This is a genomic window from Pseudomonas rhizophila, from assembly GCF_003033885.1.
Taxonomy (GTDB): Bacteria; Pseudomonadota; Gammaproteobacteria; order Pseudomonadales; family Pseudomonadaceae; genus Aquipseudomonas; species Aquipseudomonas rhizophila.
In genome coordinates this window covers 996,595-1,011,504 of the sequence record NZ_CP024081.1, presented here as the reverse complement: position 1 = coordinate 1,011,504, position 14,910 = coordinate 996,595, and the positions used below count along the sequence as shown (strand labels likewise).

At 60.0% G+C, this 14,910-nt stretch carries 14 protein-coding genes; 3 read left to right on the top strand and 11 right to left on the bottom strand.

The window, feature by feature from the left end; genetic code table 11:
* Positions 1-138: 138 nt before the first annotated feature.
* Positions 139-603 carry a ferritin-like domain-containing protein gene (locus tag CRX69_RS04745; protein ID WP_047228351.1) on the bottom strand — a complete coding sequence of 155 codons (465 nt, stop codon included), beginning with the start codon at positions 601-603 and terminating at the stop codon, positions 139-141.
* Positions 604-808: 205 nt separating this feature from the next.
* Between CRX69_RS04745 and CRX69_RS04740 the strand changes: the two genes are divergently transcribed.
* Together CRX69_RS04740 and CRX69_RS04735 are read left to right on the top strand one after the other, a co-directional pair.
* Positions 809-1,045 (top strand): DUF3820 family protein, encoded by a 237-nt coding sequence (locus tag CRX69_RS04740; RefSeq protein ID WP_047228352.1) that lies wholly within the window; start codon positions 809-811, stop codon positions 1,043-1,045.
* 12 nt (positions 1,046-1,057) lie between these two features.
* Positions 1,058-2,245 carry an aminotransferase class V-fold PLP-dependent enzyme gene (locus tag CRX69_RS04735; RefSeq protein WP_107321628.1) on the top strand — a complete coding sequence of 396 codons (1,188 nt, stop codon included), beginning with the start codon at positions 1,058-1,060 and terminating at the stop codon, positions 2,243-2,245.
* Positions 2,246-2,488: 243 nt separating this feature from the next.
* Here the strand turns inward: CRX69_RS04735 and CRX69_RS04730 are convergent, their stop codons facing one another.
* Genes CRX69_RS04730 through zwf form a run of 3 tightly spaced genes read right to left on the bottom strand, consistent with a single transcriptional unit; the run spans position 2,489 to position 5,341 of the window.
* Positions 2,489-3,154: a bifunctional 4-hydroxy-2-oxoglutarate aldolase/2-dehydro-3-deoxy-phosphogluconate aldolase gene (locus CRX69_RS04730; RefSeq protein WP_047228354.1), complete on the bottom strand. Its 666-nt coding sequence runs from the start codon at positions 3,152-3,154 to the stop codon at positions 2,489-2,491.
* Positions 3,155-3,171: 17 nt separating this feature from the next.
* Positions 3,172-3,885 (bottom strand): 6-phosphogluconolactonase, encoded by a 714-nt coding sequence (gene pgl, locus CRX69_RS04725; protein WP_047228355.1) that lies wholly within the window; start codon positions 3,883-3,885, stop codon positions 3,172-3,174.
* Entirely contained in the window at positions 3,872-5,341 is a 1,470-nt protein-coding gene (gene zwf, locus CRX69_RS04720) for a glucose-6-phosphate dehydrogenase (protein WP_107321627.1), read from the bottom strand. The genes pgl and zwf overlap by 14 nt, the downstream gene beginning before the upstream one ends.
* A gap of 196 nt (positions 5,342-5,537) precedes the next feature.
* Here zwf and CRX69_RS04715 point away from each other — a divergent pair, with 196 nt between their 5' ends.
* Positions 5,538-6,398, top strand: a complete 861-nt coding sequence (locus CRX69_RS04715) for a MurR/RpiR family transcriptional regulator (RefSeq protein ID WP_171061416.1) — start codon at positions 5,538-5,540, stop codon at positions 6,396-6,398.
* A 134-nt stretch (positions 6,399-6,532) separates the two neighbouring features.
* Here CRX69_RS04715 and CRX69_RS04710 read toward each other — a convergent pair whose 3' ends face one another.
* The 7 genes from CRX69_RS04710 to CRX69_RS04680 form a co-directional block, all read right to left on the bottom strand.
* Positions 6,533-7,387, bottom strand: coding sequence for a D-hexose-6-phosphate mutarotase (locus CRX69_RS04710; RefSeq protein ID WP_047228357.1), 855 nt, complete (start codon positions 7,385-7,387; stop codon positions 6,533-6,535).
* A gap of 157 nt (positions 7,388-7,544) precedes the next feature.
* The gene (locus tag CRX69_RS04705) at positions 7,545-8,891 is read right to left on the bottom strand and encodes a carbohydrate porin (RefSeq protein WP_047228358.1); all 1,347 of its coding nucleotides are present in this window, start codon (positions 8,889-8,891) and stop codon (positions 7,545-7,547) included.
* 144 nt (positions 8,892-9,035) lie between these two features.
* On the bottom strand, positions 9,036-10,196 hold the full coding sequence (locus CRX69_RS04700; protein ID WP_047228359.1) for an ABC transporter ATP-binding protein: 1,161 nt from the start codon (positions 10,194-10,196) through the stop codon (positions 9,036-9,038).
* 2 nt (positions 10,197-10,198) lie between these two features.
* Positions 10,199-11,044 carry a carbohydrate ABC transporter permease gene (locus tag CRX69_RS04695; protein ID WP_047228360.1) on the bottom strand — a complete coding sequence of 282 codons (846 nt, stop codon included), beginning with the start codon at positions 11,042-11,044 and terminating at the stop codon, positions 10,199-10,201.
* Positions 11,037-11,945, bottom strand: coding sequence for a carbohydrate ABC transporter permease (locus CRX69_RS04690; RefSeq protein ID WP_047228361.1), 909 nt, complete (start codon positions 11,943-11,945; stop codon positions 11,037-11,039). Before CRX69_RS04690 ends, CRX69_RS04695 begins: the two co-directional genes overlap by 8 nt.
* Positions 11,946-12,125: 180 nt before the next feature.
* Entirely contained in the window at positions 12,126-13,427 is a 1,302-nt protein-coding gene (locus tag CRX69_RS04685; protein WP_047228362.1) for an ABC transporter substrate-binding protein, read from the bottom strand.
* A 116-nt stretch (positions 13,428-13,543) separates the two neighbouring features.
* Positions 13,544-14,803 (bottom strand): D-mannose isomerase, encoded by a 1,260-nt coding sequence (locus CRX69_RS04680; RefSeq protein WP_047228363.1) that lies wholly within the window; start codon positions 14,801-14,803, stop codon positions 13,544-13,546.
* Positions 14,804-14,910 lie beyond the last annotated feature (107 nt).

Here is a 14,910-nt window from a genome sequence, read left to right as displayed (position 1 = left end):
CAGTAACGATAGATGCAATAAAGGGTGATGGAGGGTGCAATTATTAGCTGGCTATCTATTTGAGTCCAGAGCCACCGTTACATGATCGGCATAAAAAAAACGCCAGACAGGCTGGCGTTTTTTGTAAAGCGCGCGTGTTTAGCTGGCGCGCGCCTGGTTACGCAGGGCTTTTACCTGGTCATGGTTGCGCTGCACACCATGGTACTGACGCTCAACCAGATCGCGAATACCAACCAGGTTGTGCTTGCTGATTTTCTCCATGGCTTCTTTGTAAGCCTTAAGGGCATGGTCTTCACCGCGCTCGGCTTCGTTGAGCACTGCTTCTTCGTCCTTGCCAGTGAACATGGATTTCACGTCCACCCAACGGCGATGCATATCACCGGCAACGCTGGTGGAAGTTTCCGGATCGCCACCCAGTGCCCGTACGGCAGCTTGCAGCTCAGCCGCGGCGGCAGCGCAGTCTGCGGCGCGCTGGACGAACAAATCCTTGAGTTGTGGATGCTTGATGTCTTCAGCGCAAGTCTTGAAACCTTCCTGACCATCTTTGCTGGTCTCGATCAGGTCGTTCAGGACGGAGATGGATTCTTTGTTGATGTCGGTCATTTTTCAATTCCTTTGCTTGGTGAATAAAAAACCTACAAGGAATATTGCATCGGTCGTGCCAGCCGCAATCACAAATAAAAACATTAAAAATCAATAAGTTAATCAATCGCTCGATAACTGTATCCGTGTTCTTTGCATGATCTGTCATTTGGCCTGCATGCAGAATGCCTGTATTTTCCAGGCTGACTGAATCAAGACCCCTGCCATGAACCCGGAAAAGCTCGAACTGCTGGTGACACGCCAGATGCCCTTCGGCAAATACAAAGGCCGAATCCTGGCCGACCTGCCCGGGCAATACCTGAACTGGTTCGCTCGCGAGGGTTTTCCTCACGGGGAACTGGGCGGTTTGCTGGCGCTGATGCAGGAGATCGACCACAACGGTCTGTCGGATCTGCTTGACCCCCTGCGTGCCAAACACGGCAAACCCAAGCCCCAACATTGATTGAGCCACGCCATGCCCGAGAACACCCTGCGCGCCCACGATGAAGCTTTCTGGGAAACTTTTGTGGGTCGCTACGATGTCGACCCCAATGGGCCGCTCAATCTGGAAAACGGCTACTTCGGCCGCATGTCCCGGACCGTGGTCGAGGAGTACCAACGCAATATTGAGTTCGTCAATCGCGGTAACTCGGTGTACGTGCGCCAGCATTTCGACCGGGACCATGGCGAAGCGATTCGCCAGCAAGTGGCGCAACTGATCCACGCGTCCCCCGCTAGCGTAGCGCTGGCCAACAGTGCCGGAGACGCCCTGCAAACGCTGATTCGCAACTACAACGGTCTCAAGCCTGGCGATCAGGTGCTGATCTGTGATCTGGAATACGCGTCGGTCAAAAGCGCAATGCGCTGGCTGGCCCGGCAGCGTGGCGTAGAGGTGATTGAACTCGTCCACCCGCACCCCGCCAGTTTCGAAAGCCTGGTGGGCACTTATCGCCAAGCGTTCATTCGTTACCCGCGTCTCAAGCTGATGGCGCTGACCTACGTCAACCACCTCACTGGGCTGGTGATGCCGGTCCAGGCCATTGCCGAAACCGCCCGTGAGTTTGGCGTCGATATCATTCTCGACGGTGCCCACGCCCTGGGCCAGATCGATTTCGATCTGAAGAAGCTCGGTATCGAATTCGCCGGGTTCAACCTGCAGAAGTGGATCGGCGGGCCGCTGGCCCTGGGCTTTTTATACATCGCACCGCAACGGCTGGCCGACATCGACCCGGACATGGACGAAGATCATTACCCTGCCACTGACGTGCGCTCGCGAACGCCCCACAGCACGCCCAATATCCCGGCTTTGCTCACCCTGCCCTTGGTCCTGGAGGAGCACCGCTCATTGGGTGGCGCATCGGCCAAGGGCGTGCGGCTCAGTTATCTGCGCGACCTGTGGGTGAACGCCGTGCGTGATGTACCGGGGATCGAAATCATGACGCCGGACGATCCGCGCCTGTACTGTGGCATCACGTCGATGCGCTTCACCGCCCAGCCCGATCAACAGGCGATGGCCGATCGACTGCTCGATGACTACGGGATCTTCACCGTGGTGCGCAACACCAGTGTCGGGCCGTGTATTCGCATTACCCCAGGGTTGATCACCTTGGCGAAGGATATCGAGCGGTTGATTGCGGCGCTGATTAACCTGAGCCGAATGTAGTTGTGGCGAGGGGATTTATCTCCGCAGGGCTGCGCAGCAGCCCAGCAAGGAGGACTTAACCTATCTGACGCACCGAGATGTCAGGTTTCGGGGCCGCTGCGCGCCCCAGCGGGGATAAATCTCCTCGCCACAAATCCAGCGTTTATCCAGCGCGGTACGATAAAACCCAGGCAAAAAAAAACGGCGCGCCGACCAAGCGCACCGTAAAACCGTAGAACACCCAACGAAGGTTCGGTAAGACAATCAGTCCAGCAGCGCCAGCGCCTCGGCGGTGCACTCCTGGATGCGGGCCCAGTCGCCGTTCTTGATCCACTCAGGATCAAGCATCCAGCTACCGCCCACGCACATCACGTTTTTCAACGCCATGTAGCTCTTGATATTGGCCGGGCTTACGCCGCCGGTCGGGCAGAATTTCACTTCGCCGAACGGGCCGCCCAGGGCCTTGATAGCCGCGACACCGCCGCTGACTTCCGCCGGGAACAGTTTGAAGCGGCGATAACCCAGGCCGTAGCCTTCCATGATGCCGGAGGCGTTGCTGATGCCCGGCAGCAACGGGATCGGGCTGTCGACGCTGGCTTCCAGCAGATCACGGGTGATGCCTGGGGTGACGATGAACTGCGAACCGGCAGCCTCGGCAGCGGCCAGCATATGGCGGTCCAGCACCGTACCGGCCCCGGTCACCAGTTCCGGACGTTGCTCGCGCAGCACCTGGATGGCCTTGAGGCCGTACTGGGAACGCAAGGTCACTTCCAGCGCCGTCAGGCCGCCGGCGGCCAGGGCATCGGCCAGCGGCAGGATGTCCTGCTCACGGGCGATGGTGATCACCGGCAGGATCCGCGCCTTGGCGCAGAGGCTGTCGATCAGGGTAACTTTGTCCGCCATGGATACGGTCGGGGATGGGTTTGTCATAGCGGCTGATCCTTGGTTCATGGGCACCAGTAAATCTCTAACGTAGGTTGCAAAAACGCGCGGATCGGCATTTCGGCGACATTGTCACCGGCCACCGCAGCGTTCAGGGTGGTCAATTTCGACTGACCGGAAATCGACAGCACTTTGTGTTTCGCCGAGGCCAGCAAAGCGCGACTCATGGTCAGGCGCTGGTGCGGCACGGTGGGCGCCAGCATCGGCCAGCAGCGGCGAGCGCCATTGGCATCCAAGGCTTGAGCCAGGTTCGGACTGTCGGGGAACAGCGAGGCGGTGTGCCCGTCATCGCCCATGCCCAATATCAGTACGTCGATGGGCGGCAGCTCGGCCAGCAAACGATCGGCCTGCTCGGCTGCGGCTTCCAGGTCGGCGCTGGCGCTGTAGAGGCTCAGGAACTGGGCCTTGGCCGCCGCACCTTGGAGCAGGTAACGCTTGAGCAGACCGGCGTTGCTGTCAGCGTGCTCAACCGGCACCCAGCGCTCATCGGCCAGGCTCAGCACCACGCTCGACCAGTCCAGCGCCTGTTTGGCCAGGCTCTGGAAAAACGCCACGGGGCTGCGACCACCGGAGACCACCAGGGTCGCCGTGCCGCGCGCCTCGATGGCCTCGCGTAATTGCTCGGCCACCTTCAACGCCAAGCCCTCGGCCAGCAGCACCGGGGTTTTGAATTCGTGGGCGCTGACGCCCTGCGGTAGTTTCACTTCAGATATCGCCATACCATGACCTCCCGTCCCGCGTGATCAGTGCAATGGAGCTCATTGGCCCCCAGGACCCGGCCGCATACGGCTTGGGCGCATCGCCGGATTTCTTCCATCCGGCAATCAACTGGTCACACCACGTCCACGCGGCTTCAATTTCATCTTTACGGACAAACAGGTTCTGATTGCCGTTCATGACTTCCAGCAACAACCGCTCGTAGGCATCGGGAATCCGCGCGCTGCGATAGGTGTCGGAAAAGTTGAGTTGCAACGGACCGCTGCGCAATTGCATGCCCTTGTCCAGGCCTTGCTCCTTGGTCATCACTCGCAAGGAAATACCTTCGTCCGGCTGCAGGCGGATGATCAGTTTGTTGCTGATCTGCAAGCGCTGCTCGGGGGCGAAGATGTAGTGGGACGGTTCCTTGAAGTGAATGACGATCTGCGACAGTTTCTGCGGCATGCGCTTGCCGGTGCGCAGGTAAAACGGAACCCCGGCCCAGCGCCAGTTGCGAATGTCGGCGCGCAGGGCCACGAAGGTTTCGGTATCGCTCTGGGTGTTGGAGTTGGGCTCTTCCAGGTAACCCGGCACCGACTTGCCCTCGCTGTGGCCGGCGATGTACTGGCCGCGCACCACCTGGGTGGTCAGGCCTTCCGGGCTGATGGGCGCCAGGGCCTTGAGCACTTTGACCTTCTCGTCACGGATGCTGTCGGCGGACAGGTCGGCCGGCGGGTCCATGGCAATCAGGCAGAGCAACTGCAACAGGTGATTCTGGATCATGTCGCGCAGTTGGCCGGCCTTGTCGAAATAGCCCCAGCGGCCTTCGATGCCGACCTTCTCGGCGACGGTGATTTCCACATGGGAAATGTAATTCTGGTTCCACTGGGTTTCGAACAGGCTGTTGGCGAACCGCAGCGCGATCAGGTTCTGGACCGTCTCTTTACCCAGGTAGTGGTCGATGCGATAGGTGCGGTTTTCCGGGAAGAACTGCGCCACGGCGTCGTTGACCTTGCGCGACGATTCCAGGTCCGAGCCGATGGGTTTTTCCAGCACGACGCGGGTGTTTTCGCACAAGCCGACCTTCGCCAGGTTCTCGCAGATCGCTCCATACACCGCCGCTGGGGTGGCAAAATAGGCAATGACCTGCTGGGCTGAACCGGCCTGCTCGGCCAGGGCGACATAGTCCTCGGCCTTGAGGAAATCCACGTGCAGATAAGTCAGGCGCCCCAGGAAGCGTTCAACCACGGTCTCGTTCAGATCCTTGTCGTCCACGTAGCGGCGCAACTCCGCGGCGATGAACGCCAGGTGTTGCTGTTCGCTACCTGGCTCCCGGGCCAGGGCAATGATCCGCGTGTCCTCGTGCAACAGGTCCGCGCCATCGAGCTGATAAAGGGCAGGAAACAGCTTGCGCAAGGCCAGGTCGCCCAACGCGCCGAACAAGGCGAAGGTGCACGGTTCAACCGTAATCGAATGCATGATGTTTGTTCTTTTATCAAGTTAAGCTACAAATACCTTTTTTCAAGGCATCACTCAAGGAAAAATGTAGTAATAACCACAACATTTTTCGAAAATACCGATTCCGAGTGGTGGTACACCGGAGCCATCAGTAGGATAGGCCACCGCAAAGGGTCGTATCAAAGACCCGTCTTTCTAGGAATCTTGTATGGACCGCGTGCGAAATTTACTGGAACAGATCCAGAGTCGCCTTGAAGACCTGAACAAGGCAGAACGCAAAGTGGCCGAAGTGATCCTGCTCAACCCCCAGCAGGCCACCCGCTTCAGCATCGCCGCCCTCGCCCAGGCCGCTTCGGTCAGCGAACCCACCGTCAACCGCTTCTGCCGCTCATTCGGCGTCAGCGGCTACCCGGAACTCAAGCTGCAACTGGCCCAAAGCCTGGCCAGCGGCGCCGCTTACGTCAGTCGCGCAGTGGAGGCCGATGACAACCCGGAAGCCTACACCCGGAAAATCTTTGGCAGTGCCATTGCCTCATTGGACAGCGCCTGCCAGGCCCTTGATCCCAATTTGATCAGTCGTGCCGTGGATCTGCTGATCCAGGCCCGGCAGATTCACTTCTTCGGCCTCGGTGCCTCGGCACCGGTGGCGCTGGATGCCCAGCACAAATTCTTCCGCTTCAACCTGGCGGTGACCGCCCACGCCGATGTGCTGATGCAGCGGATGATCGCGTCAGTGGCCCACACGGGCGAGCTGTTTGTGATCATTTCCTACACCGGCCGTACCCGCGAGCTGGTGGAAGTCGCACGCATCGCCCGGGAGAACGGCGCATCGGTACTGGGCCTGACCGCCGAAGGCTCGCCCCTGGCCAAGGCCAGCACCCTGAGCCTGAACATCCCGCTGCCCGAAGACACCGACATCTACATGCCGATGACCTCGCGGATCATCCAGCTCACTGTGCTGGACGTGCTCGCCACCGGCATGACCTTGCGCCGCGGTGTGGACTTCCAGCCGCATCTGCGCAAGATCAAGGAAAGCCTCAATGCCAGCCGGTATCCGGTGGGGGATGAGTTCAACTGAACTGGCTTGGGTAATTGAGCGCCTGACAGGCCGTCATCGCGAGCAGGCTCGCTCCCACAATGGATCTGCGGTCAATGAAGATCCACTGTGGGAGCGAGCCTGCTCGCGATGGGGCCAACAGCTGCCCCCCTTGATCAAGCCCCCACCCGCGCCTGCAAACTCAAATGCGCCCGCTCCCCCGGCGCCAGGCACAGGCTGTCAGTGCCACCGCTGGCCGCTTCGACGCAGACGAACTCCGACACCTCATCCCAGCTCACCCCCAGCAAAGGCCGGGCACCGGGATGCCACACCACGGTATCGGCACTGGCGCCGGTGTCGATGCACAGCTCACGCTGCCAGGCGTGGTCTTTAAGCTGCAGTTCACCCTCGTGCTGGAACACCCGCTGACAACCGCCCTCGACCCGCAAATCGCCTTCCTGCTGGCAGGCTGCACGGTTCAACTGGTCGTAGCCCAGCGCGCCTTCAAGCCCAGACAGCGCTATCTCACCCACGTCACCAATACGCCAATAGGCGTGCAGAGCCTGGCTCAATTGGCACGGCAGGCTGTCTTGATGCTCGGTGCTCAAGCGTAATTCCATGCGTTCGCCCAGATCGGCGTACAGATCGACCTGCCAGTCGCACAACTGGAGCTGCCAGTGCAGGTGCACACCGTCTTCATCGCTGCGGCTGTCGAGCAGTTTCCAGTCGATCAACCGTGCCCAGCCATGGGACGGCCAGGCGTTTTCGCTGGGATGACGGCCATACCACGGCCAGCACACCGGCACCCCGCCGCGGATCGCACCGACTTGTGGCCACTTGGCCGCACACCACAACCAGGGTTTCTGCCCCCGCGGCTGAAAGTGCAACAGCTGCGCGCCCTGGCGACTGAACACCGCCTGGCACAGAGGATGATCGATCACCAACACATCACGTTGCTGATAGCGCTCCCACGCAAACACCGGGCGCTCGCGCAAGGATCTGAAAAAGCGTTGTAGCGGATGCTCATGCATGAGCTGCGGTCCTGGAAATCATTGAACTGGATTGATGCGACAGCTTTTTGTGGCGAGGGGATTTATCCCCGCAGGCCTGTAGGCCTCACAAAAAAAAGCGGACAGCCTTGGCCATCCGCAAATATGCGCACATAGAGAGGAGCTTATCGCAACAGCGTTAGAACACCGACTGAATTTTCAGACCGGCGACCAGCGCGTCGTCGACTTCATTCACACCACCCGGATGAGTGATGTATTGCAGGTTAGGGCGTACGGTCAGCCAGTTGGTCACGTGGAAACCGTAGTTGATTTCGTAGTTGTATTCGGTGCCACGCAACGGCGAGAACAACGGATCGTCGTAGTCGCTGACACCATTGGCCGCGTTGACCAGCTCGGCGTTTTTCTTCACATCTTCGTTGACATGGATGCGGGAGAAACCAATCCCGACGTCATCTTTAGGACGCGCATTGAACGGCCCCTTGTACACGAACATCAGCGACTGGTAGTTGTCGACGACGTTGGTTTCCTTGTCATGGAAGGTGGCGTTGGCCGCAATGTTCAGACCGCGCGATGCATCACCGTTGTGGGTGGTGAGCTGTTGCTGCACCACGAACCAGTAGCCATCCTTGCTGCTGTGGCTGCGGTAGGCGTTACCGGTTGTCGCGGCATCCTGGCCATTGTCGTCTTCGCGCACGTCGTCAGCCTTGGCCGTACTTTTGTAGTAACCGACACGGTATTCGCCTGGCAGGCCATTGAGCTTGGGCGACCAGACCAACTCGACCGGAATGAGCGTGCCCTTGGTGCCACTGCCGCTGAGCTTGTAGCGGTTTCCGTTTTCCAGCTGCGAAGGGTTCTGGTTGTAAGCACCGATCTGCGCATAGAGTTCGGGCGTGAGGTTGTACTTGACGCGAATCGCCGCCTGCATGATCGGCCAGTTGTACCAGATGCCGGTTGCCCAGTTACCCGCTTGCGAACCGCAGAACGCCAGGTTCTGGAACTCGCACGGGAAACTGTTGAAATCTTCACCGACCCCGTAATAACCGGCTTTGACATCCAGCTTACTGTCGAAATACTGCTGCTTGATCCACAACTGCGTCAGACGGGTGGTTTGCCCACGGCCCCAGACTTCCTGGGAAGAGCTGAGGGTGCCGGCACGTGGATCACCGATACGGTCGTTGGAGATGTTGCGACCGTCACGGCGAGTGAATTGAATCTTGGCCGTGGTATCACCCCAACCTGCCAGTTTCTCCAGGTCGAGGGCTACACCCAAGCCAAACTGCTGGGACCAACGCGCAGTCTTGTCATCGTTGTAACCGCCGTCGAGATTGGCCCCCATCTCACCGACGAAATCAGCCTTGATATCGATACCTTGCTCGATCAGCCTGGTCCGCTCGCCACCCCAGTCGCCCGTCATCCACTGCGAATCGGCGCTGAAAGCCTCGGCCGCGTGCGCACTACCGGCCAGCATCATCGCCGCAACAGCGGACAATTGGCAGACACGCCGGGCGTTGTTGTTCTTCTTCATCCCTACATCCTCGTCTTTATTGTTATTAACTGTTTTTATCTAACGCGGTTTACAACGATTGCGGCGAATGGTCCCCCACTCACCGCATACTCCCTGGTGGGAGAGAGCTTGTTTGGGAGCAAAGCCCCCTCCCCCATTTGTTCTTCATCGGCCTTTGAACTGCGCTACGTTTGCGGTCCGGGCATCTGTCTGCACTTGGCCGGCCACGCCCAGGCGTTCGCCGGACTTGGCGTCGAACAGCAGCACTTTCGAAGGATCGAATTGCAGCGTCAGGGTCTCCCCCACCTGCGGCGCCACGTCCGGCGCCAGGCGGCAGCAGACCTTGGTGTCGTTCAGGTTGACGAACACCAGCGTGTCCGGTCCGGTGGGTTCGGTGACCTGGACTTCGGCGCGAATGGTCGGCAAACCATTGGGCTCGTTGCCCGCCAGCATGATCTGTTCCGGGCGCAGGCCGAGGATCACTTCACGGTCTTCCAGACCCGCATCCTGCATGCCCATCGGCAGCTCACAACGAGCCTGGCCGCTGTCGAGCAAGGCCAGCAGACGGCCGTCCTTGCGTTGCAGGCGCAGGGGGATGAAGTTCATCGGTGGCGAACCGATGAAGCTCGCCACGAACAGGTTGGCCGGGTTGGTGTAGATGTCTTTCGGCGTGCCGAACTGCTGGATGATGCCGTCCTTCATCACCGCCACTTTGTCGCCCAGGGTCATGGCTTCGATCTGGTCGTGGGTGACGTAGACCGTGGTGGTCTTCAGGCGCTGGTGCATCAGTTTCATTTCGGTACGCATCTCGACCCGCAGCTTGGCGTCGAGGTTGGACAGCGGTTCGTCGAACAGGTAGATCTTCGGCCGCCGCGCCAGCGCCCGGCCCATGGCCACGCGCTGTTGTTGGCCGCCGGAAAGCTGGCCGGGCTTGCGGTTGAGCAGGTGTTCGATCTGCAACAGCTTGGCCACGCGGGTGACTTCTTCGTCGATGGCCGGCTGGCTCATCTTGCGAATCTTCAGACCGAACTCGATGTTCTCCCGCACGCTCATGGTCGGGTACAGCGCGTAGGACTGGAACACCATGGCGATGTCGCGATCCTTCGGACTCATGCCGCTGACATCCTGGTCACCGATCATGATCGCGCCGCCGGTAATGGTTTCAAGGCCGGCGATGCAGTTCATCAGCGTCGACTTGCCGCAGCCCGAAGGGCCGACGAGGATCAGGAACTCACCGTCCTTGATCGACAACTCGATGTTCTTCAGGGTGTCCGGCAGGCCGGCACCATAGGTCTTGTTTACATTGCGAAGTTCGAGCGTTGCCATGATTACCCCTTGACTGCGCCGGCCGTCAGACCGCGCACGAAATACTTGCCTGCCACTACATAGACCAGCAGGGTCGGCAGCCCGGCGATCATCGCCGCCGCCATATCAACGTTGTATTCCTTGGCCCCGGTACTGGTGTTGACCAAGTTGTTCAGCGCCACCGTGATGGGCTGCGAATCGCCGCTGGAGAACACCACGCCGAACAGGAAGTCGTTCCAGATCTGGGTGAACTGCCAGATCAGGCAGACCATGATGATCGGGGTGGACATCGGCAGGATGATCCGCCGGAAGATGGTGAAGAAACCCGCACCGTCCAGTCGCGCCGCTTTCACCAGCGCATCGGGAATGCTCACGTAGTAGTTACGGAAAAACAGCGTGGTGAACGCCAGGCCGTAGACCACATGTATGAACACCAGCCCCGTGGTGGTACTGGCCAGGCCCATCTTGCCGAGCGTGAACGAAGCCGGCAGCAGGACGGTCTGGAACGGCAGGAAGCACCCGAACAACAACAGGCCGAAGAACAACTGCGAACCGCGAAAGCGCCACATCGACAACACGTAGCCGTTCAATGCACCGATCGCGGTGGAGATCAGCACCGCCGGGACGGTGATCTTGATCGAGTTCCAGAAATACCCGTCAACCGTGGCCCAGGCCTTGACCCAGCCGATGCCGGTGACCACGGTCGGCCAGCTCAGCAGGTTGCCGGTGCTGATGTCTTCCGGGGTCTTGAAGCTGGTCAACAGCATGACTACCAGCGGCACCAGGTAAAGCAATACGGCAAGGATCAGTACCGCGTAGATCGCGATGCGACTCAGGCTGATGGAAGGTTTGGCAGCGAGACTAGTCATGACGCTTGGTCCTCAGCTCGGAGTACAGGTAAGGCACGATGATTGCGAGAATCGCACCGAGCATCAGAATCGCACTGGCCGAGCCCATGCCCATCTGGCCGCGACTGAATGTGAAGGAGTACATGAACATGGCAGGCAGGTCAGAGGAGTAACCCGGGCCGCCGGCTGTCATCGCCGCCACCAGGTCAAAGCTCTTGATCGCGATGTGCGCCAGGATCATTACGGCGCTGAAGAACACCGGACGCAGGCTCGGCAGCACCACTTTCCAGTAGATGCGCGGCATGCTCGCGCCATCGATCTGCGCAGCCCGGATGATCGATTGATCCACCCCACGCAGGCCGGCCAGGAACATCGCCATGATGAAACCCGAGGCCTGCCACACTGCGGCGATCACCAGGCAATACACCACACGGTCCGGGTCGATCAGCCAGTCCAGGCGAAAACCTTCCCAGCCCCAGTCACGCAACAATTTGTCCAGGCCCATGCCTGGGTTGAGCAACCACTTCCAGGCCGTACCGGTGACGATCATCGAGAGCGCCATCGGATACAGGTAAATGGTGCGGATGAAACCTTCACGACGAATGCGCTGGTCAAGAAACACCGCCAGCAGCACGCCGATCACCAGGGTGATGCCGATGAACATGCCGCCAAAGAGCGCCAGGTTCTTGCTCGCCACCCACCAGCGGTCGTTGTCCCACAGCCGCGCGTATTGCGCCAGGCCCGCCCACTTGTAGTTCGGCAGAAAGGTCGAGGTGGTGAACGACAGAACAAACGTCCACAAGATATAACCGTAGAAGCCCACCAGAACGATGAACATGCTCGGCGCCAGCACCAGTTTTGGGAGCCAGCGCTGCAATGCATCGAACGGCGAGGCCTTGCTGAACACAGCAACAGAACTCATGGGAAGATCCAGTACTTGAGAAAAAGACTACTCGCATCCCTTGTGGGAGCGGGCTTGTGTGGGAGCTGAGCTTGCTCGCGATGAAAGCGCTACGGTCTTTCGAATGACCGCGTTATCGTTCATCGCGAGCAAGCTTTGCTCCCACAGGCTCGCTCCCACAGGGGGTCGCGGTGCTAACGGTTACTTGGCAGACTGAACCGCTGCGCCAAGTTTCTTGGCGGCGTCGGCTGGGTCGGCTTTCGGGTCGTTGATGAAGTTGGTCACCACGTCAAAGAACGCGCCCTGTACTGCCAACGTGGTCGCCATGTTGTGCGCCATGCTCGGCTGCAGGCCGCCGGACTTGGCGTCCGCCAGGAAGTCCTTGGCAGCGGTCTGGGCGCAGGAATCGAAACCGTACTTGGCCATGTCGGCCAGCATGTCGTTGCGCACCGGGATCGAACCCTTGTTGATGCTGAAGACTTTCTGGAAGTTCTCACCCAGCACGACCTTGGCGATGTCCTTCTGACCGGCCGCGGTGCCTTCGTCTTTCTGCTTGAACACCGCCAGGGAGTCGATGTTGTAGGTGAAGGCCTTGTCGGTCCCCGGGAAAGCTACGCACTCGTAGTCCTTGCCGGCGACTTTCTTCGCAGCGGTCCATTCGCTCTTGGCCCAGTCACCCATGATCTGCATGCCGGCCTTGCCGTTGATGACCTTGGCCGCTTCCAGGTTCCAGTCCTGCCCCTTGCCGTCCACGTCCATGTAGGTCGCGACTTTCTTGAGCTCGGTCAACGCCTTGACCATGTCCGGACCGGTCAGGGCCTTGTTGTCCAGATCGACCAGGGCTTTCTTGTAGCCATCGACGCCCATGACCGAGAGCACCACGGCTTCGAACACCGTGCTGTCCTGCCAAGGCTGGCCGCCGTGGGCCAGCGCAATGAAGCCTGCTGCCTTGAGCTTGTCGCCGGCGGCGTAGAATTCTTCGAGGGTGGTGGGGTTTTTGGTGATGCCGGCTTTCTTGAAGACTTCCGGGTTGATCCACAGCCAGTTGACGCGGTGGATGTTCACCGGCACGGCAACGTAGTCACCTTCGTACTTCACGGTATCGGAGACTTTCTTGTCGAGCAGGCTGTCCCACTTCTCTTCTTTGGCAACGTCTTTCAGGACGTCGGTGTCGAGCAGTCCGGTAGACGCCCACTCCTGGATGTCCGGGCCTTTGATCTGGGCCACACCCGGTGGGTTACCGGCCACGGCACGACTCTTGAGCACGGTCATGGCAGTTGAGCCGCCACCACCGGCAACAGCGCCATCCTTCCAGGTAAAGCCGTCTTTCTCTACCTGGGCCTTGAGCACATCGACCGCGGCTTTTTCGCCACCGGACGTCCACCAGTGAACGACTTCCACGCTGCCTTTGGATTCGGCGGCAAGGGCGCTGACAGGGAATGCTGCGACGGGAAGCAGGGAAGCAAGAGAAATGACAGTAGCGAGGCGAGAAATCGCATTCATCTAGAAGTACCTTTCTTGTTGTTATGCATGCAAGTCTGGTGCTTGCGCTGCATGGATTCTAAACAGGAGAAATCCCTTCGCAGGTAACGAAGGGACGCGTAAATGTCACGGTATGGTTACACAGGTGTGGGACTGGAGAGTTTCGCCAACGCCGTCGCCATGCTGGGGGCGAGGGGCAAACGCGGGATCAGCACGGCCTGCCAGGCGTGATACAGGTCCGGCTTGCCCGGCCAGATGTCGGCGCTGGGGCGGTTTTGCGGATCGAGCTCGTGGTGCCAGCTGCCATTGCAACGGTCGATGAAATGTTTGTCACAGAACTCCCAGAACCGCCGGTACCAGGCTTCGTATTGCGCCTCGTCGGTGCGTTTGAGCAAGGCACTGGCAGCGGCCGCTGCTTCGGCATGCACCCAATGCAGGCGATGGCGAACTACCGCGCGATTGTCCCAGTCCAGGGTGTAGACAAGGCCTGGGGCGCCGTCGACCTCCCAACCGTGGCGGCAGTTCTGGTCAAAAAGTTTCTGCGCATCCTGGGCCAGCCAGCCCGGGGTCAACATGCCAATCTGCACCCGTGCAGCCTCAAGGTGCAACAGCAGCCGCGCCCATTCGAAACCATGGCCGGGCGTGGTGCCGTAAGGGCGAAAACCGTCGGCGGGGTTGTCGTGGTTGTACTCGCGAAGCGGCTGCCAGTGACGATCGAAGTGTTCCACCACCAGGTAGTCATTGGCGGCGGCGTGGCCGTGGATTACCCGCTCAACGATACGCAGCGCGCGGACCAGCCAGCGAGGCTCGTCCGTGGCATCGGCCAGGGCCAGGAAGGCTTCGGTGGCGTGCATGTTGCTGTTGGCGCCGCGATAGGCTTCTTCGTCGCTCCAGTCGCGGTTGAAGGACTCGCGCAGGGCGCCCTCCTCTTCGCTCCAGAAGTGCGCATCGATCACCCGCACGGCTTCATCCAGCAACGCCTGGGCGCCAGGACGTTGGGCCACCACCGCGGAACTGGCCGCCAAGGCGACAAATGCGTGCAGGTAGGCGGCCTTGCCGGTGTCGTTCTCATGGGGTTGCGCCGTGGCGAACCAGCCGCCGTGCTCGGCGTCCCGCAGAGGGCCGCTGAGGGCCTGGACACCGTGGTCCACCAGCTCGGAGAACCCCGGCAGCCCCTGGATATGGGCCATCGCGAAGCTATGGGTCATGCGTGCGGTGTTCATGGTTTCAGCCCGGGCATCGTCCGGCAGGCGACCCTGCTCGTCCAGGTTGCCAAAGCCGTCCGGCAGCTTCGAGGCCTTGGCGAACGCCAGCAGACGCAAGCCTTCGGCGGCAAGCCATTGCTGGTGGGCAGGCGCATTCAGCCAACTGCTGAAGGCCGGTTGGAAGGTGTCCATGGGAGTACCTTTTTTTGTTGTTTTGACGCAGGGAGTCTAAACAAGGGATGGCGGGCGGCAGGTAACGAAAGGGGCGAGTTATGTCACCGACTTGTGACATTCACTTG

Bases quoted from the DNA above. Each gene is read 5' to 3' on its own strand.
- CRX69_RS04745 (WP_047228351.1), bottom strand. From the start codon at position 603: ATGACCGACATCAACAAAGAATCCATCTCCGTCCTGAACGACCTGATC.
- CRX69_RS04740 (WP_047228352.1), top strand. From the start codon at position 809: ATGAACCCGGAAAAGCTCGAACTGCTGGTGACACGCCAGATGCCCTTC.
- CRX69_RS04735 (WP_107321628.1), top strand. From the start codon at position 1,058: ATGCCCGAGAACACCCTGCGCGCCCACGATGAAGCTTTCTGGGAAACT.
- CRX69_RS04730 (WP_047228354.1), bottom strand. From the start codon at position 3,154: ATGACAAACCCATCCCCGACCGTATCCATGGCGGACAAAGTTACCCTG.
- pgl (WP_047228355.1), bottom strand. From the start codon at position 3,885: ATGGCGATATCTGAAGTGAAACTACCGCAGGGCGTCAGCGCCCACGAA.
- zwf (WP_107321627.1), bottom strand. From the start codon at position 5,341: ATGCATTCGATTACGGTTGAACCGTGCACCTTCGCCTTGTTCGGCGCG.
- CRX69_RS04710 (WP_047228357.1), bottom strand. From the start codon at position 7,387: ATGCATGAGCATCCGCTACAACGCTTTTTCAGATCCTTGCGCGAGCGC.
- CRX69_RS04705 (WP_047228358.1), bottom strand. From the start codon at position 8,891: ATGAAGAAGAACAACAACGCCCGGCGTGTCTGCCAATTGTCCGCTGTT.
- CRX69_RS04700 (WP_047228359.1), bottom strand. From the start codon at position 10,196: ATGGCAACGCTCGAACTTCGCAATGTAAACAAGACCTATGGTGCCGGC.
- CRX69_RS04695 (WP_047228360.1), bottom strand. From the start codon at position 11,044: ATGACTAGTCTCGCTGCCAAACCTTCCATCAGCCTGAGTCGCATCGCG.
- CRX69_RS04690 (WP_047228361.1), bottom strand. From the start codon at position 11,945: ATGAGTTCTGTTGCTGTGTTCAGCAAGGCCTCGCCGTTCGATGCATTG.
- CRX69_RS04685 (WP_047228362.1), bottom strand. From the start codon at position 13,427: ATGAATGCGATTTCTCGCCTCGCTACTGTCATTTCTCTTGCTTCCCTG.
- CRX69_RS04680 (WP_047228363.1), bottom strand. From the start codon at position 14,803: ATGGACACCTTCCAACCGGCCTTCAGCAGTTGGCTGAATGCGCCTGCC.